Origin of the sequence: Burkholderia sp. IMCC1007 (assembly GCF_027257875.1) — a bacterium.
GTDB lineage: Bacteria > Pseudomonadota > Gammaproteobacteria > Burkholderiales > Burkholderiaceae > Burkholderia.
The window spans coordinates 1-21,193 of sequence record NZ_JAPVQY010000094.1 but is presented as its reverse complement, the minus strand read 5'-3'; the positions used below and the strand labels follow the sequence as shown (position 1 = coordinate 21,193).

General features: G+C 65.1%; 21 protein-coding genes. 8 read left to right on the top strand and 13 right to left on the bottom strand.

What is annotated here, in order from left to right:
- A partial coding sequence (locus tag O1Q03_RS38345) for a 3-hydroxybutyrate dehydrogenase (protein WP_269510968.1) occupies window positions 1–711 on the top strand: 711 nt, incomplete at its 5' end.
- A gap of 146 nt (window positions 712–857) precedes the next feature.
- Here the strand turns inward: O1Q03_RS38345 and O1Q03_RS38340 are convergent.
- A complete protein-coding gene (locus O1Q03_RS38340; protein WP_269510965.1) occupies window positions 858–2,057 on the bottom strand; it encodes an amino acid aminotransferase in 1,200 nt (399 codons plus the stop codon).
- 249 nt (window positions 2,058–2,306) lie between these two features.
- On the opposite strand from O1Q03_RS38340, the gene uvrB reads away from it, so the two are divergent.
- From uvrB to O1Q03_RS38315, 5 genes are all read left to right on the top strand, one after another.
- A complete protein-coding gene (gene uvrB / locus O1Q03_RS38335; RefSeq protein ID WP_269510962.1) occupies window positions 2,307–4,397 on the top strand; it encodes an excinuclease ABC subunit UvrB in 2,091 nt (696 codons plus the stop codon).
- Between the two features lie 219 nt (window positions 4,398–4,616).
- On the top strand, window positions 4,617–5,168 hold the full coding sequence (locus O1Q03_RS38330) for an iron transporter (protein WP_060106415.1): 552 nt from the start codon (window positions 4,617–4,619) through the stop codon (window positions 5,166–5,168).
- Window positions 5,169–5,223: 55 nt separating this feature from the next.
- A complete protein-coding gene (locus tag O1Q03_RS38325) occupies window positions 5,224–5,556 on the top strand; it encodes a cupredoxin domain-containing protein (protein ID WP_269510959.1) in 333 nt (110 codons plus the stop codon).
- A gap of 58 nt (window positions 5,557–5,614) precedes the next feature.
- Window positions 5,615–6,457, top strand: coding sequence for an FTR1 family iron permease (locus O1Q03_RS38320; protein WP_269510956.1), 843 nt, complete (start codon window positions 5,615–5,617; stop codon window positions 6,455–6,457).
- On the top strand, window positions 6,454–7,851 hold the full coding sequence (locus O1Q03_RS38315; protein WP_269510953.1) for a 4Fe-4S binding protein: 1,398 nt from the start codon (window positions 6,454–6,456) through the stop codon (window positions 7,849–7,851). The genes O1Q03_RS38320 and O1Q03_RS38315 overlap by 4 nt, the downstream gene beginning before the upstream one ends.
- 331 nt (window positions 7,852–8,182) lie before the next feature.
- On the opposite strand, the gene hemP is transcribed toward O1Q03_RS38315, so the two are convergent.
- The 3 genes from hemP to O1Q03_RS38300 all read right to left on the bottom strand — a co-directional run bounded on the left by hemP (window position 8,183) and on the right by O1Q03_RS38300 (window position 10,020).
- Entirely contained in the window at window positions 8,183–8,428 is a 246-nt protein-coding gene (gene hemP, locus O1Q03_RS38310) for a hemin uptake protein HemP (protein ID WP_269510950.1), read from the bottom strand.
- A 138-nt stretch (window positions 8,429–8,566) separates the two neighbouring features.
- Entirely contained in the window at window positions 8,567–9,049 is a 483-nt protein-coding gene (locus O1Q03_RS38305) for an SRPBCC family protein (RefSeq protein ID WP_269510947.1), read from the bottom strand.
- A gap of 98 nt (window positions 9,050–9,147) precedes the next feature.
- Window positions 9,148–10,020 carry a pirin family protein gene (locus O1Q03_RS38300; protein WP_269510943.1) on the bottom strand — a complete coding sequence of 291 codons (873 nt, stop codon included), beginning with the start codon at window positions 10,018–10,020 and terminating at the stop codon, window positions 9,148–9,150.
- A 122-nt stretch (window positions 10,021–10,142) separates the two neighbouring features.
- Between O1Q03_RS38300 and O1Q03_RS38295 the strand changes: the two genes are divergently transcribed.
- Entirely contained in the window at window positions 10,143–11,120 is a 978-nt protein-coding gene (locus tag O1Q03_RS38295) for a LysR family transcriptional regulator (RefSeq protein ID WP_269510939.1), read from the top strand.
- 480 nt (window positions 11,121–11,600) lie between these two features.
- Here O1Q03_RS38295 and O1Q03_RS38290 read toward each other — a convergent pair whose 3' ends face one another.
- The 9 genes from O1Q03_RS38290 to O1Q03_RS38250 all read right to left on the bottom strand — a co-directional run bounded on the left by O1Q03_RS38290 (window position 11,601) and on the right by O1Q03_RS38250 (window position 18,871).
- The gene (locus O1Q03_RS38290) at window positions 11,601–12,029 is read right to left on the bottom strand and encodes an ExbD/TolR family protein (protein ID WP_269510936.1); all 429 of its coding nucleotides are present in this window, start codon (window positions 12,027–12,029) and stop codon (window positions 11,601–11,603) included.
- Window positions 12,030–12,042: 13 nt separating this feature from the next.
- Window positions 12,043–12,774 (bottom strand): MotA/TolQ/ExbB proton channel family protein, encoded by a 732-nt coding sequence (locus tag O1Q03_RS38285; RefSeq protein WP_175720711.1) that lies wholly within the window; start codon window positions 12,772–12,774, stop codon window positions 12,043–12,045.
- Between the two features lie 36 nt (window positions 12,775–12,810).
- Window positions 12,811–13,539, bottom strand: coding sequence for an energy transducer TonB (locus O1Q03_RS38280; RefSeq protein WP_269510933.1), 729 nt, complete (start codon window positions 13,537–13,539; stop codon window positions 12,811–12,813).
- A gap of 216 nt (window positions 13,540–13,755) precedes the next feature.
- On the bottom strand, window positions 13,756–13,992 hold the full coding sequence (locus tag O1Q03_RS38275) for a (2Fe-2S)-binding protein (protein WP_269510931.1): 237 nt from the start codon (window positions 13,990–13,992) through the stop codon (window positions 13,756–13,758).
- A 151-nt stretch (window positions 13,993–14,143) separates the two neighbouring features.
- The gene (murI, locus tag O1Q03_RS38270; protein WP_269510929.1) at window positions 14,144–15,001 is read right to left on the bottom strand and encodes a glutamate racemase; all 858 of its coding nucleotides are present in this window, start codon (window positions 14,999–15,001) and stop codon (window positions 14,144–14,146) included.
- A gap of 34 nt (window positions 15,002–15,035) precedes the next feature.
- Window positions 15,036–15,512, bottom strand: a complete 477-nt coding sequence (bfr, locus tag O1Q03_RS38265; protein WP_269510927.1) for a bacterioferritin — start codon at window positions 15,510–15,512, stop codon at window positions 15,036–15,038.
- Window positions 15,513–15,705: 193 nt separating this feature from the next.
- Window positions 15,706–17,229, bottom strand: coding sequence for a fumarate hydratase (locus O1Q03_RS38260; protein WP_269510925.1), 1,524 nt, complete (start codon window positions 17,227–17,229; stop codon window positions 15,706–15,708).
- A gap of 44 nt (window positions 17,230–17,273) precedes the next feature.
- Window positions 17,274–17,855 (bottom strand): TIGR00645 family protein, encoded by a 582-nt coding sequence (locus O1Q03_RS38255; protein ID WP_269510923.1) that lies wholly within the window; start codon window positions 17,853–17,855, stop codon window positions 17,274–17,276.
- A gap of 113 nt (window positions 17,856–17,968) precedes the next feature.
- Entirely contained in the window at window positions 17,969–18,871 is a 903-nt protein-coding gene (locus O1Q03_RS38250; protein WP_269510921.1) for a DMT family transporter, read from the bottom strand.
- Window positions 18,872–19,226: 355 nt separating this feature from the next.
- On the opposite strand from O1Q03_RS38250, the gene acs reads away from it, so the two are divergent.
- Window positions 19,227–21,193: acetate--CoA ligase (acs, locus tag O1Q03_RS38245; RefSeq protein WP_269510919.1), on the top strand; the 1,967-nt coding region annotated here is incomplete at its 3' end.

The window sequence follows — 21,193 nt, the reverse complement described above, 5'->3', positions numbered from 1 at the left end:
CTCGCGAAAGCGGGTGCGGCCGTCGCGATCGCCGACCTGAACCAGGACGGCGCAAACGCGGTGGCCGACGAGATCAACAAGGCAGGCGGCAAGGCAATCGGCGTCGCGATGGACGTGACCAACGAAGACGCCGTGAACAGCGGCATCGACAAGGTGGCCGAAGCGTTCGGCTCGGTCGACATCCTTGTATCGAACGCCGGCATCCAGATCGTCAACCCGATCGAGAACTACTCGTTCGCCGACTGGAAGAAGATGCAGGCGATCCACGTCGACGGTGCATTCCTCACGACCAAGGCCGCGCTCAAGCACATGTACAAGGACGATCGCGGCGGCGTCGTGATCTACATGGGTTCGGTGCACTCACACGAGGCGTCGCCGCTGAAGTCGGCGTATGTGACGGCCAAGCACGGCCTGCTCGGTCTTGCCCGCGTGCTGGCGAAGGAAGGCGCGAAGCACAACGTGCGCTCGCACGTGGTGTGTCCGGGCTTCGTGCGCACGCCGCTCGTCGACAAGCAGATTCCGGAGCAGGCGAAGGAACTCGGCATCAGCGAAGAGGAAGTGATCAAGAAGGTGATGCTCGGCAACACGGTCGACGGCGTGTTCACGACGGTGCAGGACGTCGCGCAGACGGTGCTGTTCCTGTCGGCGTTCCCGAGCGCCGCGCTCACCGGCCAGTCGGTTGTCGTCAGCCACGGCTGGTTCATGCAGTAACGGGTCCGGCACGGGCGATCGCGAAGCGCGCGGTATGCGTGCAGGCCCGCCGGCAACCCGAACGGCATAAAAAAACGCGCTCCACCGAGCGCGTTTTTTGTTTCGGCAGGGCGGGCCGGTGAAGGCTGCCGCCCGCTGACGCCGAGTTACTTCAGGACTGCCGCGACCGCATTGGCCACCACGTCGAGGTTGCGCGTGTTCAGCGCAGCGACGCAGATGCGGCCCGTGCCGACTGCGTAGATGCCGAACTCGTCGCGCAGGCGATCGACTTGCGCCGACGTCAGGCCCGAATACGAGAACATCCCGCGCTGCGCGTTGATGAAGCTGAAGTCGCGATCGACGCCGCTCGCCTTCAGGCGCTCGACGAGGCCGTTGCGCATCGAGCGGATGCGGTCGCGCATTTCGCCGAGTTCCTGCACCCACGAAGCGTGCAGTTCCGGCGATGCCAGCACCGCTGCGACGACTGCGCCACCATGGGTGGGCGGGTTCGAGTAGTTCGTGCGGATCACGCGCTTCAGTTGCGACAGCACGCGCGTCGCTTCTTCCTTGCTCGACGTGATGATCGACAGCGCGCCGACGCGTTCGCCGTACAGAGAGAACGACTTCGAGAACGACGACGACACGAATGCATTCAGGTCGGCCGCGGCAAACAGACGCACCGCAGCGGCGTCAGCCTCGATGTTCTCGCCGAAGCCCTGGTAGGCGATGTCGAGGAACGGCACGAGGTTGCGTGCCTTCACGACGTCGACGACTTGCTGCCATTGCGCTTCGGTCAGGTCCACGCCGGTCGGGTTGTGGCAGCACGCGTGCAGCACGACGATCGTGCCGGCTGCGTAGCCGTTCAGCGCCGACAGCATGCCATCGAAGTTCACGCCGTTGGTGGCGGCGTCGTAGTACGGGTATGCGACGACTTCGAAGCCGGCCGCTTCGAACAGTGCGCGGTGGTTTTCCCAGCTCGGATCGCTGATCGCGACCTTCGCGTTCGGGTTCAAGGTGCGCAGGAAATCGGCGCCGATCTTCAGCGCGCCCGTGCCGCCCAGTGCCTGCGCCGTGACCACGCGACCTGCGGCGATCAGGGGCGAATCGTTGCCGAGCAGCAGTTTCTGCACGGCTGCATCGTACGCGGCGATCCCGTCGATCGGGAGGTAGCCGCGCGGCAGGCCGGCGTCGACACGTGCCTTCTCGGCGTCGCGAACCGCGCGCAGCAGCGGAATCTTGCCTTCTTCGTTCGTGTACACGCCGACGCCGAGGTTGACCTTGGTCGGACGCGCATCGGCGTTGAAAGCTTCGTTCAGGCCCAGGATCGGGTCGCGGGGAGCAAGCTGGACAGCGGAGAAGAGCGACATGATGATTCGGCAGTAGTGAAAAGAGGGTCAGGCTTTCAGCCGGCGGGGCGGGCGCAGCGGACCGCGCGCCAACGGCACGGCGCCGGAAAGCGCAGCAGCCTGGTATTGTAGCGAATTCACGATGGCCGGGGCGGCGATTGCGCGGCAAATCACGATTTCGGGCGACGGTCGCGCGTCAGGAGCCGTCAGCGGTCCGACCTGCCGCGAAGCGCTAGAATAGTTTTTTTGCCCTCGCTCCGGCCGCACTCCATGTCCGAACATCACGCCGAACCCGGCGACGCGCTCGACGAATCGAAATTCGTGACCTTCGAAGGGTCGCCCTTCCAGCTGTATCAGCCGTATCCGCCCGCAGGCGACCAGCCGACCGCGATCGAAACGCTCGTCGAAGGCGTCGGCGACGGCCTTGCCTTCCAGACGCTGCTCGGCGTGACCGGCTCGGGCAAGACCTTCACGATGGCCAACACGATCGCGCGGCTCGGCCGCCCGGCAATCGTGTTCGCGCCGAACAAGACGCTCGCGGCGCAGCTCTACGCGGAATTCCGCGAGTTCTTCCCGCGCAACGCCGTCGAATACTTCGTCTCGTACTACGACTATTACCAGCCGGAAGCGTACGTGCCGCAGCGCGACCTGTTCATCGAGAAGGACTCGTCGATCAACGAGCACATCGAGCAGATGCGGCTGTCGGCGACGAAGAGCCTGATGGAGCGTCGCGACGTGGTGATCGTCGCGACGGTGTCGGCGATCTACGGTATCGGCAATCCGTCCGAGTACCACCAGATGATCCTGACGCTGCGCACCGGCGACAAGCTCGGCCAGCGCGACGTGATCGCGCGGCTGATCGCGATGCAGTACTCGCGCAACGAACAGGACTTCCAGCGCGGCACGTTCCGCGTGCGCGGCGACACGATCGACATCTTCCCGGCCGAACACGCGGAGATGGCCGTGCGCGTCGAGCTGTTCGACGACGAAGTCGAGACCCTGCAACTGTTCGACCCGCTGACGGGGCGCGTGCGGCAGAAGATTCCGCGCTTCACCGTCTATCCGTCGTCGCACTACGTGACGCCGCGCGACACCGTGATGCGCGCGATCGAAACGATCAAGGATGAATTGCGCGAGCGCCTCGAGTTTTTCCACCGCGACGGCAAGCTCGTCGAGGCGCAGCGTCTCGAACAGCGGACGCGTTTCGACCTCGAGATGCTGCAGGAGCTCGGCTTCTGCAAGGGCATCGAGAACTATTCGCGGCATTTCTCCGGCGCCGCGCCGGGTGAGCCGCCGCCGACCCTTGTCGATTACCTGCCGCCCGACGCGCTGATGCTGCTCGACGAATCGCACGTGCTGATCGGCCAGTTGAACGGGATGTACAACGGCGACCGCGCGCGCAAGGAGAACCTCGTCAACTACGGCTTCCGGCTGCCGTCCGCACTGGACAACCGGCCGCTCAAGTTCCCGGAGTTCGAGCGCAAGATGCGCCAGGTGGTGTTCGTCTCGGCGACGCCGGCCGACTACGAGCAGCGCGTGACGGGGCAGATCGCCGAGCAGGTGGTGCGGCCGACCGGGCTCGTCGATCCCGAAATCGAAGTGCGGCCGGCCAGCTCGCAGGTCGACGACGTGCTGACCGAGATCAACGCGCGCGTGAAGGCCGGCGAGCGTGTGCTGATCACGACGCTGACGAAGCGCATGGCCGAACAGCTGACCGAGTTTCTGGCCGACCATGGCGTCAAGGTGCGTTACCTGCACAGCGACATCGATACGGTCGAGCGCGTCGAGATCATTCGCGACCTGCGGCTCGGCACGTTCGACGTGCTGGTCGGGATCAACCTGCTACGCGAAGGGCTGGATATTCCGGAAGTGTCGCTGGTCGCGATCCTCGATGCGGACAAGGAAGGCTTCCTGCGCGCCGAACGCTCGCTGATCCAGACGATCGGTCGTGCCGCACGGAACGTGAACGGCAAGGCGATCCTCTACGCGGACAACATGACGGAATCGATGAAGCGTGCGATCGGCGAGACCGAGCGGCGTCGCGCGAAGCAGATCGCGCACAACGAGAAGATGGGTATCACGCCGCGTGGCGTGGTGAAGCGCATCAAGGACATCATCGACGGCGTCTACAACGCCGACGACGCGCGCGCCGAGCTGAAGGAAGCGCAGCAGCGCGCGAAATTCGAGGACATGTCGGAAAAACAGATCGCGAAGGAAATCAAGCGCCTCGAGAAGCAGATGGCCGACTACGCGAAGAACCTCGAATTCGAGAAGGCGGCTGCGACCCGCGACCAGCTTGCGCTGCTGCGCGAACGCGTATTCGGCGCGAACGTGGGCGACCACATCAGCGGCGGCCGATAAATCTTTCCAAACGTCACTGAAACCGTCCGGTAACGGCGTTGTAAGCCTTGTCGCATCAGGGGTTTACGCGGGTTGCCGTTTGTTCCGGACGCCGTTCGGTGCTAAACTCCGCAAGTATTGAGAATAGTTCGCATTAACGTTCTTCGTTGCGTTAGTGTTTTCAGCGCGGCGTCCGGGAGGGCGGCGCGCAGGTCGTCAGACAAATAACAAGGAGTGTCCATGTTGGGTTCTTCGTTCATCCGCACGTCGGTTGCGGTAGCGGCGGCGCTCGCCGCGATGTCGGCCTCGGCTGCCGAATATCCGATCGGCAAGCAGCAGATCCAGGGCGGCATGGAAATCGGCGCGGTGTACCTGCAACCGATCACGATGGATCCGGAAGGCATGATGCGCAAGGCGTCGGATTCCGACATCCACCTCGAGGCCGACATCCACGCGGTCAAGAACAACCCGACGGGTTTCGCGGAAGGCGACTGGATGCCGTACCTGCAAGTCACGTACAAGCTGACGAAGCAGGGCGACACGAAGTGGAAGGCCGAAGGCGACCTGATGGGCATGGTCGCGAGCGACGGCCCGCACTACGGCGACAACGTGAAGCTGGCAGGCCCCGGCAAGTACCACCTGACGATGACCGTCAAGCCGCCGATGCAGTCGGGCCACATGGCGTTCGGCCGTCACGTCGACAAGGAAACCGGCGTGGGCCCGTGGTTCAAGCCCATCACCCTCGAATACGACTTCCCGTTCGCCGGCATCGGCAAGAAGGGCGGGTACTGATCGGTGACATCACGGACGGCGCGCTCAGGCGCGCCGTCGGCGTAGAGAACCCAGAATGAAACTTCCCCAGAAAATCGCCGCCGCAGCCGCCGCGCTGTGGCTCGCCGGCGCGGCGCATGCCGCCGATCTGCCGACGTTCAAGCTCGAGATGACGGACGGCAAGCTGAATCCCGCCCGCATCGAAGTGCCGGCCGGCCAGCGCTTCAAGATCGAGATCAGGAATACCGGCAAGGGCGCCGCCGAATTCGAGAGCGTGCAGCTGCGCAAGGAGAAGGTGCTTGCGCCGGGCGCCGATTCGTTCGTGGTCGTCGCCCCGCTGTCGCCGGGCGAATACAAGTTTTTCGACGATTTCCACCAGCAGGCACAGGGCGTGATCGTCGCGAAGTAACGCGTTTTATCTGCGTGCGGGCGCGCGCGTGTGTTGCCCCGTACGTCAGGAGGATTCAATGGGTCAGATCTTGTTCATCGTCTGGCGGGAGAGCGTCGAAGCGCTGCTCGTCGTCGGCATCCTCTATGCATGGCTGAAGAACGGCGACGACGATGCGCGGCGCGGCCTGCCGTATCTGTGGACCGGTGTCGCGGTCGGCTTGCTGATGGCCGTCGGCCTCGGCGCCGCGCTCGTCGGCTTTACCGAAGTACTGTCCGGCGACGCGCAGGACTATTTCCAGACCGCGATGGTGCTGATCGCGTGCGTGCTGATCGTGCAGATGGTGCTGTGGATGCGCCGGCACGGCCGCACGCTCAAGCGCGACATGGAGCATTCGCTGCAGCAGAGCACGCGCGATTCGAACTGGTGGGGCGTCGGGGTGCTGGTCGCACTCGCGATCGCCCGCGAAGGCAGCGAGACGGTGATCTTCCTGTACGGCCTCGGGTTCGGCCAGTCGGGGCATGTGGACGGCAGCCAGATGCTCGCGGTCGTGATCGGCCTGGGCCTCGCGTTCCTCACGTTCTATTTGCTGCAGCTCGGCGGCAAGTATTTCTCGTGGCGGCATTTCTTCCGCGTGACCGAAGTCATGCTGTTGTTCCTCGGCGCGGGCCTGTTCCAGACGGGCGTCGACAAGCTGATCGACAAGGAAATCCTGCCGCTCGGCATTTCGCAGCTGTGGGACACGTCCGGGATGCTCGATGATTCGAGCACGTTCGGCTCGCTCGTTGCCACGCTGACGGGCTACCGCGCGCATCCGGCGCTGACCAACCTGATCGCGTATGCGGTGTACTGGGCGGTCGTGTGGCTGCTGATGAAGCGCGCGAGCCGCCGTCCGGCCGTCACCGCGGGCCGCACGGCATGAGCGTTGTCGCCGTAGCCAAGCCGGGCTGGCTCGCGCAGGCCGGCCAGTGGATGCAGCGCCATGGCGCAGTGATCCGCGGCATACAGTGGGTCGTCGTCGGCGTGTATGCGTTCCTGATCATCGTGCCGGCGGTGTTGCCGCTGCCGGACGATTCCGCGCACCTGTGGAGCAATCTCACGCTCATCGCGCAGTTCGTGTTCTGGGGCATCTGGTGGCCGTTCGTGCTGCTGTCGATGGTGATGCTCGGCCGCGTCTGGTGCGGCGTGCTGTGTCCGGAAGGCGCACTGACCGAATATGCGAGCAAGTTCGGCTGCGGCGGCGCGATTCCGCGCTGGATGCGGTGGGGCGGCTGGCCGTTCGTCGCGTTCGGGCTCACGACGATCTACGGGCAGATGGTCAGCGTGTACCAGTACCCGCTCGCGGTACTGTTCGTGCTCGGTGGATCGACCGTCGGCGCGATCGTGATCGGCCTGCTGTACGGCCGCGAGAAGCGCGTGTGGTGCAAGTATCTGTGCCCGGTCAACGGCGTGTTCGGGCTGCTGTCGCGGCTCGCGCCGATGCGCTACAAGGTCGACGAGGACGCGTGGCGCCGCTCGTACAAGAACGGCGAACACGGCCATCGCGTGATTCCGATCAACTGCGCGCCGCTCGTGCCGTTGCGCAACATGAAGGGCGCGGCGTCGTGCCACATGTGCGGCCGCTGCAGCGGGCATCGCGATGCGATCTCGCTGTCGTTGCGCTCGCCGTCCGACGAAGTCGTGAACCTCGGCGCGCAGCAGGCGAATCCGTGGGACACGGCACTGATCCTGTACGGCCTGCTCGGCGTCGCGATCGGCGCGTTCCACTGGACGGTCAGCCCGTGGTTCGTGCAGATCAAGCAATGGCTCGCGGGCTGGCTGATCGATCATGACATCACGTGGCCGCTCGAGACCAATGCACCGTGGTTCCTGCTCACGCATTACCCGGACCGCAACGACGTGTTTTCGTGGCTCGACGGCGGCCTGATCGTCAGCTACATCGTCGGGACGGGGCTCGTGTACGGCACGGCGCTGCTCGTGCTGCTGGCCGGCGCGACGCTGATGCTCGGCCGCTTCGATCGCGTGCGTCTCCATCATCTCGCCCAGGCATTGATCCCGATCGCCGGCGCGGGCGTATTCCTCGGGCTGTCCGCGACGACGCTGTCGCTGCTGCGGGCCGAACACGTGCCGCTCGGCTGGGCGACGGAGGTGCGTATCGCGATTCTGGTCGGTGCCAATGTGTGGAGCGCCTGGCTCGCATGGAAGGTGACGGGCCGCTATGCGGCGTGGCCGCGCCGACTGGCTGCATTCGCGTGTTTCGCGGCCGGCCTTGCCGTCGTCGACAGTGCATGGTGGCTGATGTTCTGGGGTTTCTGACGCAGCATCGACGGCGTTGCGGCCGTCGCGCTCCGCACCCGGTGGAGGAGGTTCCGTTACCGGTCGCGGACGCGCTCAGGAAGCGCTCAAACAGCAGGGCGGATGGGCCGATACGCATTCTTTCTGCGTCCGGCTGCCCAAATAGAAAAGCGACACGTCCTTCGACGTGTCGCTTTTTCCTTCGTTGTGCGAGAACCAAAAAAGTGGCTTGGCTTGCTGCAACGGCTGCTTGAGTGTGTTTGCACGAAGGGGTCTAGATCTCGCGTGCAAGCCGTTGCGCTGGCTACTGCCCAACACCTCTCAGGGAGGTGGTCCCCACAATACTCTGTCGTTACTTCGTCAGGATCAGCTTGCCGAGCCGCGTGGCACGCAGCTGGTAGGTCTCTCCGTTATGCGCGATGCTGATGTGGCTGTGGCCTTGCAGCAGCGCATCGCTGCTGAGGACGCGTGTGCCTGCATCGCGGCTTGCGGCCGGCTTGGCCGGCGTCGTGACCGCTGCCGTCTTTTGACGGCTACCGCCTGCGGTGCCGGTCGGGCGGCGCAAGCTCAGCGTAGTCGGGCGCGTGGTGTCGGTCATTCGGTTGATCGGTGACTGTCGATACGATGGAATGAATTCTAAATGATAACTATTCCCATTTACAAAAACTCTTTATCGATCGAAACGTGTAGTCTGATAGGCTGAATCAAAAGAGCGGCCCATGGGCCGCCCGGGGTGTCAGTGCAGCGGATCCGGGTCCTTGCGGCCCTGTGCGTATTCGCGGATCAGGCGCACCGTGTCGATGTCCGACGTGCGATACGCTTCCTTGACGATGCCGTGCGTCTGGCGCGCTTCCTCGCTGTCGTCCGTGACGGTCAGCGTCGTGCGGTATTCGAAGCGCAGGAACAGCGCGTGGTCGTCGCGCTCTTCGATCGTCATCGTCAGCGAGCCGCCGATTTCGCCGCCCGCTGCGTGGACGTCGTAGCGCACTTGCCGGTTCGGCGTGAACGTCACGCGATCGCGCACGGTCGCATGGCCGTAATGCAGTTCGCGTTCGAGCGTCGTGTCCGTTCGTTCGTGGACGACGCAGCTGTCAAGGCCGATCACGAACAGCTGCGGCTGTTCGGCGCGCAGCACGAGGCCTTCCCACAGCTGCTCGCGGGTGAGGGACGGCACGGCCGGATCGTCGGAGTTGATCTGGATCAGATGTTCGAAGTTCAAGGGGACGGGTTCCTTCTAGTGGCGGACGGCCACGTGGTTCAAGAAGTCATTGTGACGCAAAACGAGCCGTTTCGCGGCACCTGCGTCCCGCTCGCGCGTCACGCTTCGATGCGTCCCATGCGGCCCGTCTGGTAGTCGACGACGGCTTGCCGGATCTCTTCCTCGGTATTCATCACGAACGGCCCGTAGCGGACGATCGGCTCGTTGAGCGGCACGCCGCCGATCAGCAGCAGATCGAGCGGCGTGTCGCCGGCTTCGAACGTCACCGCGTCGCCGTCGTCGGCGTAGACCACCATGTGCCGTGCGTCGACAAGCTGCCGGTCGGGCCCGTAACGGCCCGCGCCATCGAGTGGATACGCGAACACGCGATAGCCTGCCGGCACCGGCTGGGAGACCGATGCGCCCGGCTGCAGCGTGAAATGCTGGTAGAGGATCGGTGTGCGCGTCTCGATCGCCGCGCGCACGCCGAATGCCTCGCCGGCGATCACGCGGACGTGCGCTCGACCGTCCGGCGACGTGGCGCTCGGGATGCGGTCGGCCGCAATCTCCTGGTAGCGCGGCGCGATCAGCTTGTCGCGGCGCGGCAGATTGACCCACAGCTGGAAGCCGTGCGAGCGCCCGCCTGCCTGCGTGAACGCCGGGTCCGGCATCTCGCTGTGCACGACGCCCGCGCCGGCGGTCATCCATTGCACGTCGCCGGGGCCCAGCGTGCCGGCATGGCCGGCCGAGTCGCGATGGCGAAAGCGGCCGTCGAGCACGTAGGTCACGGTCTCGAAGCCGCGATGCGGATGGTCGGGTGCGCCCTTGGCTTCGCCCGGCGCGTAGTCGACGGGGCCCATTTCATCGAGCAGCAGGAACGGATCGAAATCCATCAGCAGCCGGGTCGGAAACGGACGGTGAACCACGAAGCCGCCGCCTTCGGTCGTGCGAAGCGCGGGGTACGTGCGGTCAAGCGAGCGAGCAGTCGTCATGCAGAAGCCCTCGATGTCATCGGAATAGCGTTATTTTTGAAACATAGCGCTATTATATTGGGCGTTTTACGGTCCGATTTGCGGCGGTTCGCAATGGATTGTTCTGAAATTGGAACGATGACATGAACATCGATGCACACAACCTGAACGACCTCATGTACTTTTCGCAGGTCGTCGAGCATGGCGGTTTCTCGGCAGCCGAGCGCGTGCTGGGTATCTCGAAATCACGCCTGTCGCGGCGCCTGACCGAACTCGAGGCGGCGCTCGGCGTGCGGCTGCTGCAGCGCTCGACGCGCAAGCTCGCGCTGACCGAGGCGGGCGAACTGTTCTACCAGCACTGCCAGGCGATGCTCGCCGAAGCCCGGGCCGCGATGAACGCCGTGCAGCAACTGCGCGCGTCGCCGCGCGGGTCGGTGCGCGTCAGCGTGCCCGTCACGCTGTCGCAGACGATGCTGTCGCGCATTCTTCCTGAATTCCTGCACCGCTACCCCGAGGTGAAGGTGCACATCCGTGTGACGAATCGCGTGATCGACCTGTTCGAGGATTCGATCGACGTCGCGTTGCGCGTGCGCTCGGAGCCGCCGCAGAACGCGAACATCGTCGTGCGGCCGCTGTGGCGTACCGAGCAGATGCTGGTGGGTGCGCCGAGCCTGCTGAACCAGAATGCGCCGCCGCTGGTGCCGGACGATCTGACGCACTTCGAGACGCTCGACACGCCGAGCGTCGACGGCCGTCACGTGTTCAACCTGATCGCGCCGGACGGCACGCGGCATTTGCACGAGCACGATCCACGCCTCGTGACGGCCGACCTGATGACGATCCGCGAAGCGGTGCTCGACGGGCTCGGCATCGCGGCGCTGCCCGAGATGATGTACGGTAACGCGCTGCGCGCGGGTCAGCTGTCGCCCGTGATGCCGGGCTGGACGCTGCCGGTGCCGCAACTCTATGCCGTGTTCGTGTCGCGGCAGGGGATGCCGCCGGCCGTGCGTGCGTTCGTCGACTATCTGGTCGAGAAGCTCGACCATGGCGATTACAAGGAGCCGGGGTGCCCCGAGCGCGCGAAGAAGGAAGCGGCGGCGGCCGATGCTTCGTCCACCTGAATGGAAACTGCGCTTCGTGGCAAATTTGTTTTGTCATTGAAGCGCCGTCTGCAATCGCAAGTTTCAATCGGCGGGGCCTTGAATGCGCGAACGCGCGGGCCTATATTGGAATCCCATTTCGCGAAGGAAGTTCTGAGCGGAATCAGGTGGCCGCATATATTGCGAGCCAGATAGGGCAGAACGCGCACTCCGTGCAGACCACGGTAGTCGCATTTGCGTTGCTCGAGGCGCAACCGATACCGCCGAAGAGCCCGCCGCCCGAAGGCGCCCGCGTGCGCATGAAAAAAGGCCTTCATCTGGCGATGAAGGCCTTTTACTTTGGGCACGGCCGGTTAGGCACGGCCGGTTAGGCACGGCCGGTTAGGCACGGCCGGTTAGGCACGGCCGGTTAGGCACGGCCGGTTGGGCACGGCCGGTTAGGCACGGCCGGTCAGGCATGGCCAGCCAGGTGCTATCGGCGACGCGCGAAATACGTGTGCGTTACTTCGCCTTCGCGGTCGGCTCCGTCACGAAGCCGAGCTTCGTCAGGCCGCCGGCCTGCGCATCCGACATCACTTCCGCGACGCGCTCATACGCAACCTTGCGGTCGGCACGCAGGTGCAATTCCGGTTGCGGCTGATGCTTTGCCGCTTCCGCAATGTGCGCCTGCAGTTGTTCGCGCGTGACCGTCTGGTCGTTCCACAGGAGCGTGCCGTTGCCTTCGATCGCGACGTCGACCGTTTGCGGCTTCTCGTCGACGGGCTGACTGCTCGCATGCGGCAGGTCGATCTTCACCGCATGCTGCATCGCCGGGATCGTCACGAGGAAAATGATCAGGAGTACGAGCATGACGTCGACGAGCGGCGTCATGTTGATCTCGCTCATCACGCCATCGTCGTCATCGTCGCTGAAACCGGTGTTCATTGCCATGGCTCACCCCGTCTCAGCTGGCGCGCGTCGCGAGACGCAGGCCGTCACGGGTCGACGACGACGCGAGGCTCGCGCCCGTCACGAAGTACGCGTGCAGACCGTGTGCGAAGCGGCGCAGCTTGCTGACGACACCCTTGTTCGCGCGGGTCAGTGCGTTGTAGCCGAGCACCGCCGGGATGGCAACGAACAGGCCGAAGGCCGTCATGATCAGCGATTCGCCGACCGGGCCCGCGACCTGGTCGATCGACGTCTGGCCGGTTGCGCCGATCGCGAGCAGCGCGTGATAGATGCCCCACACCGTGCCGAACAGGCCGACGAACGGCGCCGTGCTGCCGACGGACGCGAGAATCGCGAGGCCGGCCTGCATGCGCGAGATGCCTTCGTCCATCGTGTCCTTCAGGCAGCGCGTGACCCAGTCCGACACGTCCATCCGGTCGTGCAGATGCGGTTGGGTCTGATGGTGATGATCGGCGGCTTCCTTGCCCGACAGCGCGAGCGCGAGAAACGGGTTGTCGCTCGGCGTCGACGCGGTGAGGCCGAGCTTCTTGATGCCGTCGTCGAAATTGTCCGAATGCCAGAACGCCTGTTCGGCATTCTTCGTGAGACGGTTCAGGCGAATCACGTTCCAGCCCTTGACGATGATCACGATCCACGACAGGACCGACATCACGAGCAGCGTGATCGCGATGGCGCGCGTGACGAAATCACCTTGCGCCCAGACGTGCGCGATACCGTAGCTTTGCATTTTCTTGTTTCCTTTGAATCTACCGAATAGGACGGGTTAGTCGTCGAGCGTGAAGTTGAACGGCAGCGTATGGGCGGCGCGGATTGCTTGCCCGTTCTCGATGTACGGCGGGCACGTGCTGGCGCGCGTCGCCTCGAGCGCGGCTTCGTCGAGACGCGGGTAGCCGCTGCTCTTCTGCAGCTGGACGCTTTCGATCTTGCCCGTCACGCCGATGATGAAGTGAACATAGGCCGTGCCCGTTTCGCCGCGCCGCTTCGACATCGACGGATAGGCGGGTTTCACGAAATTGCAGGTGAGTGCCGATACGTTCTTCGGTGCGCTGACCTGCATCGTCTCGCGCGCCGGGCCCGGTGCTGCAGCCGGCGCAGCAGGAGCCGGCGCGGCGGGGGCCGGTGTCGGATCGGCGGCTGCCGGCGCGGGCGTCGGCGACGGAGCCTGCGCCACCGGCCGAGGTGTCGGAATGGCTTGCTGCACCGGCTTCGGCTCGACCTTCGGCTTCACGCGAGGCGTGGGCTTGGGCGGCGCCGGCTGCTGTGCGGCCGACTGGACCGCGACCGGCTGGGCGGCCGGCGCCGGCGGGATGAGCTGCGCGGTGATCGACTGAACCGCGACCTCCTTCGGCGGCGGTGCGTTGCGATGCAGCCACGCGGCCGTCAGCATGATCGCGTGCACGGCCAGCACACCGACCGCGACAGCGATGACCCGGGGATTCATACGTGGAGCAGCCGGCAAGACGCCGGCAGGAGCGGATTGCGAAGCCTGCATGTTAGCTTGAAAGAACGACGCCGCACCCGGGGCGCGACGGGTGGATCGGCATCACTTGCGAAAGATCAGCAGCGAGATGCAAACGGTGGTCACAAATCCGATCAGCAATTCCATGACAGGCTCCTTGGCAGGTAAGCCGCTGGCTCGCGCGGATGGTGGCTTGCTGACGGTCGAAACAAAAATGCGGCCGGGCCGCATGCGTACGCCCCGCGCCGCTCAGGCGGCCTTGCGGTCGTAGAACGTGACCGGGATCGGGTGAGCGTGGTGCTCGACACCGCACTGGCTCGCGCAGACCCCGTGCTCGGCCATGAGGTCGCGTACGGACTCCTCGCACTTGCCGCAGCACGTGGCCACGCCAAGCTCGAACTGGAGTTCATCGAAAGAGTTGACGCCCTCTGCGAGGGACGCGCGAATCTTGCGATCGGAAACAGACTTGCACACGCAGACGATCATGATGAGTTGCGATAGCTAACGTTAATGCGAATTATTATCATTAAATTTGCGGACGTTGACAAGCCTGACGCGGGCTTTTTTAAGGTCATCAGACCCCTGAAATGGAAGGTGCGGCGAGAGAGGGCGTACCGGCGCGGCGCGCCGGCGCGCGTCAGGCGGCCGCGCAGGCGCGCGCGTTCGGCGACGCGATGGTGACGGATTCGACCGGCGCATCCAGGCCGAGCAGCGTCGACGCGAGCGCGCGTAGTTGCACGCCGTCGCTGGTGGAGCAAAAGCGTGGCGGCGCGGCACGCGTGCCGGCCGGCGCACGCAGGCCACGTTCGTCCAGCACGCGCGTGAGCTGGCGGGCGATGGCATCGCTCGTGTCGACGATCGTCAGCCGATCGCCAACAATGTCACGGATTGTTTCAGTGAAGAACGGGTAGTGCGTGCAACCGAGCACCAGCGTATCGGCGCCGTCGTCGAGCATCGGCTGCAGATAGCGCGCGAGCAACGCGCGCAAAGCGGGCGAGCCGGTGTCGCCGCGTTCGATCGCCTCGACCAGCCCGTGGCCGGGCTGGCAGATGAAGCGGCGGCCGGCGCCGTAGCGGTCGAGCAGCGCCTGGAAGCGCGGGCTGTTCAGTGTCGACTGCGTGGCGAGGACGCCCGCGACGCCAGTCGACGACAGCGCGGCGGCCGGTTTGATGCCCGGCTCGACGCCGACGAGCGGTATCGACAGGCGTTCGCGGATGGTCGCGATCGCCCGCGCCGTTGCGGTGTTGCATGCGATGACGAGCGCTTTCGCGCCTTCGCGGGCGAGCCACTCGCCGATGGCCAGCGTGCGTTCCGTGATGAACGCCTCGTCGCGCGGCCCATATGGCGCATGCTGCGAATCGGCGACGTAGATGAACGACTCGTCGGGCAGGTGCGCGCGCACGGCGCGCAGCACCGACAGGCCGCCGAGCCCCGAGTCGAAGATGCCGACAGGGGCGGCGGCGTGCAGCGCGGTAGCGGCGGACGGGTTCGTCATCGTCGGGCGGGCGGCGGGCTGGCGGACGGCGCGATTACTCGGCCGAGCCCATCATCGTTTGCTGATAGTTCTGCAGGCCGACCTTGCCGATCAGATCGAGCTGCGTTTCGAGCCAGTCGATGTGCTCTTCGGTGTCGTCGAGGATCTTTTCGAAGATCTCGCGCGACACGTAGTCACGCACCGATTCGCAGTAGGCGATCGCTTCCTTGCAGGTGGACTGCGAGATCTGCTCGAGCTTCAGGTCGCATTTCAGGATCTCTTCGGTTTCCTCGCCGATGAGCAGCTTGTGCAGGTCCTGCAGGTTCGGCAGGCCGTCGAGCATGAACACGCGCTGGATCAGCCAGTCGGCGTGCTTCATTTCGCCGATCGACTCGTCGTATTCGTGCTTGCCGAGCTTCTCGAGGCCCCAGTGCTTGTACATGCGCGCATGCAGGAAGTACTGGTTGATCGCCGTGAGTTCGTTCTTCAGTTGGGCGTTCAGATATTCGATGACTTTCTTGTCGCCTTGCATGGCTATTCCTTGTTCAGTAGGGCTTCAGAAACCGAACGATAATCGCTCGAACGGGAAAAGCCAAGCCTCGAAGCCTTGTCGGGCCTGCCTTTTGCGTGTAATGAGAATCAGCCTTGGATATCCGGCCGAACGCAACAATGAGAATGAGAAGTAAAAAGGCCGGACTTCCGCCCGGCCTTTCGTTCGATCGCGTTCAAGCAGTCGCGACCGGGATCTTGCCGATCTTCGCCTGCCATTCCTTCGGGCCGGTCTGGTGCACCGACGTGCCCGACGAATCCACGGCCACCGTCACCGGCATGTCCTGCACGTCGAACTCGTAGATCGCTTCCATGCCGAGATCTTCGAACGCGAGCACCTTCGCGCCGCGGATCGCCTTCGACACGAGGTACGCCGCGCCGCCGACCGCCATCAGGTACGCAGCCTTGTGCTTCTTGATCGCGTCGATCGCGACCGGGCCGCGTTCCGCCTTGCCGACCATCGAGATCAGGCCGGTTTGCGCGAGCATCGTCTCGGTGAACTTGTCCATGCGCGTCGCCGTCGTCGGGCCTGCCGGGCCGACGACTTCGTCACGCACCGGATCGACCGGGCCGACGTAGTAGATCACGCGGTTCGTGAAGTCGACCGGCAGCTTCTCGCCCTTCGCGAGCATGTCGGCGATGCGCTTGTGCGCCGCATCGCGGCCCGTGAGCATCTTGCCCGACAGCAGCAGCGTCTGGCCCGGCGTCCAGCTCGCGACTTCTTCCGGCGTCAGCGTGTTCAGGTCGACGCGCTTGCTCGTTTCCGTGTTCGGTTCCCACTGGACCTTCGGCCACGCGTCGAGCGACGGCGCCTCGAGCTTCGCGGGGCCCGAACCGTCGAGCACGAAGTGCGCGTGGCGCGTGGCCGCGCAGTTCGGGATCAGCGCGACCGGCTTCGACGCCGCGTGCGTCGGGGCAGCCATGATCTTCACGTCGAGCACGGTCGCGAGGCCGCCGAGGCCCTGTGCGCCGATGCCGAGCGCGTTGACCTTCTCGTGCAGTTCCACGCGCAGTTCCTCGACCCAGTCCTGCGGGCCGCGCGCGATGATTTCCTGGATGTCGATCGGCTCCATCAGCGATTCCTTCGCCATCAGCATCGCCTTTTCAGCGGTGCCGCCGATGCCGATCCCGAGCATCCCCGGCGGGCACCAGCCGGCGCCCATCGTCGGGACCGTCTTCAGCACCCAGTCGACGATCGAGTCGGACGGGTTCAGCATCACGAACTTCGACTTGTTTTCCGAGCCGCCGCCCTTCGCCGCGACCTGCACGTCGACCTTGTCGCCCGGCACGATCTCGTAGTGGATCACGGCCGGCGTGTTGTCCTTGGTGTTCTTGCGAGCGCCTTCCGGCGGATTGACGATCGATGCCCGCAGCACGTTGTCCGGGTGCGTGTAACCGCGGCGCACGCCTTCGTTGATCATGTCGGTGAGGCCCATCGTCGCGCCGTCCCAGCGCACGTCCATGCCGACCTTCACGAAGATCGTGACGATGCCGGTGTCCTGGCAGATCGGGCGCTTGCCCTCCGCGCACATGCGGCTGTTCGTGAGGATCTGCGCGATCGCGTCCTTCGCGGCCGGGCTCTCTTCCAGCTCGTACGCGCGGCCGAGTGCCTGGATGTAGTCGAGCGGATGGTAGTAGCTGATGTACTGCAGCGAATCCGCGATGCTCTGGATCAGGTCTTCCTGTTTGATGACGGTCATGGCTGAGACTCTGTGGGGACTTGTGGGGAATGCGTTGCGGCCGTTCAGGCCGCCGGTCGGGACGCCGCTGGCGCATGCGTCTCGTGGAAATGGGCCGGGTGCGTGTGCGTCGTCAGGCGGTCGACCCACGCCATCACGAGCGCCGACACGAGGAACGACACGTGGATGATCACCTGCCACATGATCGCGTGCGTCGTGTGCTGGTCGGGGTTGATGAAGGTCTTCAGCAGGTGGATCGACGATATGCTGATGAGCGCCATCGACAGCTTGACCTTCAGCACGCCCGCGTTCACATGGTCGAGCCACTCGGGCTCGTCGGGATGGCCGTCGATGCCCAGACGCGACACGAACGTTTCATAGCCGCCGACGATCACCATGATCAGCAGGTTCGAGATCATCACCACGTCGATCAGGCCGAGCACCGCGAGCATCACGCTGACTTCGTCGAGGCCGCTCGCATGCGACAGCAGGTGCCAGACTTCCTTCAGGAACAGGAAAACGTAGACGGCTTGCGCGACGATCAGGCCCAGATAAAGCGGAACCTGAAGCCAGCGGCTCATGAAGATCAGCGCGGGCAGCGGGCGCAGCGGACGACGGGCGGAGCCGGGCAAATGCGGGGCGGACATGATGGCGGTGCGGGCGCGGTGCGCAGGTATCGGGGGTGATCTCAAAAAGGCGCGCTATTGTAACGCGTCGGCCGGCGTGGCTGCAGCGACGCGCCGCCACGATCGGGGACGGATCAGGCGGCGACCGACGGCGCGCGCTTGCCGCGCAGGCTGGCGAGCCCGATGCCGGCGACGACGCACGCGAGCGCGATGCCGTGCGCAAGCGTCGGGCGCTCGCCGAGGAACGCGATGCCATACCCGGCCGCCGAGATCGGCAGCACCGCGCTGAACACGCCGGCGAGACTGCCCGGCACGTGGCGGATCCCCTTCATCCACAGCCAGAACGAGAAGATGCTCGCCGACAGCCCGTACCAGACCACCAGCGCCCAGGTGCCGGCCGGCACGCTCGCGTAATCGAAATGCCACAGCGCGGTCGCGCCGAGCGGCAGCATCAGCAGCAGGCCGAACAGGTGCGTGTACGCACAGATGTCGATCGGCGCGAGCGTCTGCGTGAGACGGCGCGACAGGATCACGTAGATCGATTCGCAGCACACGGCGCCGAGGATCAGCAGGTTGCCGGTCAGCGAGCCGGACGATGCGCCGCCGGCGCCGCGCGCGGTACCGTTCGCGAGATTGATCGTCACGACGCCGGCGATCGCGAGTGCGATCGACACCAGCGCACGGCCGTTCGGCTTTTCGCGCAGGATCAGCCACGCGAACAGCGCGACGATGGCCGGGATCGTGCTCGTGATCACGCCGGCCGCGACCGCGCTGGTGCGCTGCACGCCGTTGAGCATCAGCAGCGTGAACATGAAGGTGCCGAAGAACGCCTGCAGGAACAGGTTCAGCCATTCCGCGCGCCGCACCGCGCGCATCTTCACCGGGCTGAACAGCGGCCACAGCACGGCGATCGCGATCACGAAGCGCAGCGTGGCAAGGATGGCGACCGGGACGAAGACGACGATGGATTTACCGATACCGACGTTGCTGCCGACGAACAGCATCGACAGGATGAGGAAGAGGGCGTAGCGATTCAAGCTGGAATCCGGGAGGCGAGTTCAGTTAGGATTGTAGGGTCGCGGTTGTAACAGCGTAAAGGCGACCGTAAAGCGGGTGACCGTAAAGCAGGTGACCGTAAAGCGGCCGACCGTAAAGCGGCGCGGTGTGCGAAACGGCGCGGTCGCGTAAGTGACGGGTAAGTTCAGGCGCTTATCTTGGAAACCGCCGGGCCGTACGTCCACCGTCTCGTGATGTGGTGCGGCGCAGCATCGCGTGCAGCCTTCGGGCCGTGCGCGGGTGAGTGGGAGACAGCGGCGCGCATGCGCCGGCCAAGACGCGGCGCGCACGATCGCGCCGCCATGCAGAGGATTCATGTTCACCAAGGGGTAGTCGATGTCTGCGATTGAATCGGTTCTTCACGAAACCCGTCAGTTTGCGCCGCCCGAGGCGCTCGAGAAGGCGGCGACCATTTCCGGCATGCCGGCCTACCGCGCGCTGGCCGCCGAAGCCGAGCGCGATTACGAAGGCTTCTGGGCGCGTCTCGCACGCGAAGGCCTCAGCTGGCACAAGCCGTTCACCAAGGTGCTCGACGAGAGCGACGCGCCGTTCTACAAATGGTTCGACGACGGCGAGCTCAACGCGTCGTACAACTGCCTCGACCGCCACGTCGAAGCCGGCAACGGCCAGCGCGTCGCGGTGATCTTCGAGGCCGACGACGGCACCGTCACGCGCGTCACCTATGCCGACCTCCTCGCCCGCGTGTCGCGCTTCGCGAATGCGCTGAAGAAACGCGGGATCGCGAAGGGCGATCGCGTCGTCATCTACATGCCGATGTCGGTCGAAGGCATCGTCGCGATGCAGGCCTGCGCACGCATCGGCGCGACGCACTCGGTCGTGTTCGGCGGCTTCTCCGCGAAATCGCTGAACGAGCGGCTCGTCGACGTCGGCGCCGTTGCGCTGATCACCGCCGACGAACAGGCGCGCGGCGGCAAGACGCTGCCGCTCAAGAGCATCGCCGATGAAGCGATCGCGATGGGCGGCTGCGAGGCCGTCAAGAGCGTGATCGTCTATCGCCGCACCGGCGGCAAGATCGACTGGCACGGCGAGCGCGACCTGTGGATGCACGAGCTGACCGATGCCGAGTCCGACACGTGCGCACCGGAATGGGTCGGCGCCGAGCATCCGCTGTTCATCCTGTATACGTCAGGCTCGACCGGCAAGCCGAAGGGCGTGCAGCACAGCACGGGCGGCTACCTGCTGTGGGCCGCGCAGACGATGAAGTGGACCTTCGACTGGAAACCCGACGACGTGTTCTGGTGCACGGCCGACATCGGCTGGGTCACGGGCCACACGTACATCACGTACGGGCCGCTCGCATGCGGCGGCACGCAGGTCGTGTTCGAGGGCGTGCCGACCTATCCGGACGCCGGCCGCTTCTGGAAGATGATCGGCGACCACAAGGTCACCGTGTTCTACACCGCGCCGACCGCGATCCGTTCACTGATCAAGGCGGCCGAAGCCGACGACAAGGTCCACCCGAAGAGCTACGACCTGTCGAGCCTGCGCATCATCGGCACGGTCGGCGAGCCGATCAATCCGGAAGCATGGATGTGGTACCACAAGCACGTCGGCCAGGAGCGCTGCCCGATCGTCGACACGTGGTGGCAGACCGAAACCGGCGGCCACATGATCACGCCGCTGCCGGGCGCGACGCCGACGGTGCCGGGTTCGTGCACGCTGCCGCTGCCGGGCATCATGGCCGCAGTGGTCGACGAGACGGGCCAGGACGTGCCGAACGGGCAAGGCGGGATTCTCGTCGTCAAGCGTCCGTGGCCGGCGATGATCCGCACGATCTGGGGCGACCCGGAGCGCTTCAAGAAGAGCTATTACCCCGAGGAACTCGGCGGGCGGCTGTACCTGGCCGGCGACGGCACCGTGCGCGACAAGGACACCGGCTACTTCACGATCATGGGCCGGATCGACGACGTGCTGAACGTGTCCGGTCACCGGCTCGGCACGATGGAGATCGAGTCGGCGCTGGTCTCGCACGAGCTGGTTGCCGAAGCGGCGGTGGTGGGCCGCCCGGACGACACGACGGGCGAGGCGGTGGTCGCGTTCGTGGTGCTCAAGCGTTCGCGTCCGGAAGGCGAAGAAGCGGCTGCGCTCGCGAAGTCGTTGCGCGACTGGGTCGGCAAGCAGATCGGGCCGATCGCGAAGCCGAAGGACATCCGCTTCGGCGACAACCTGCCGAAGACGCGCTCGGGCAAGATCATGCGGCGCCTGTTGCGCTCGCTCGCGAAGGGCGAGGCGATCACGCAGGACACGTCCACGCTCGAGAACCCGGCGATCCTCGATCAGCT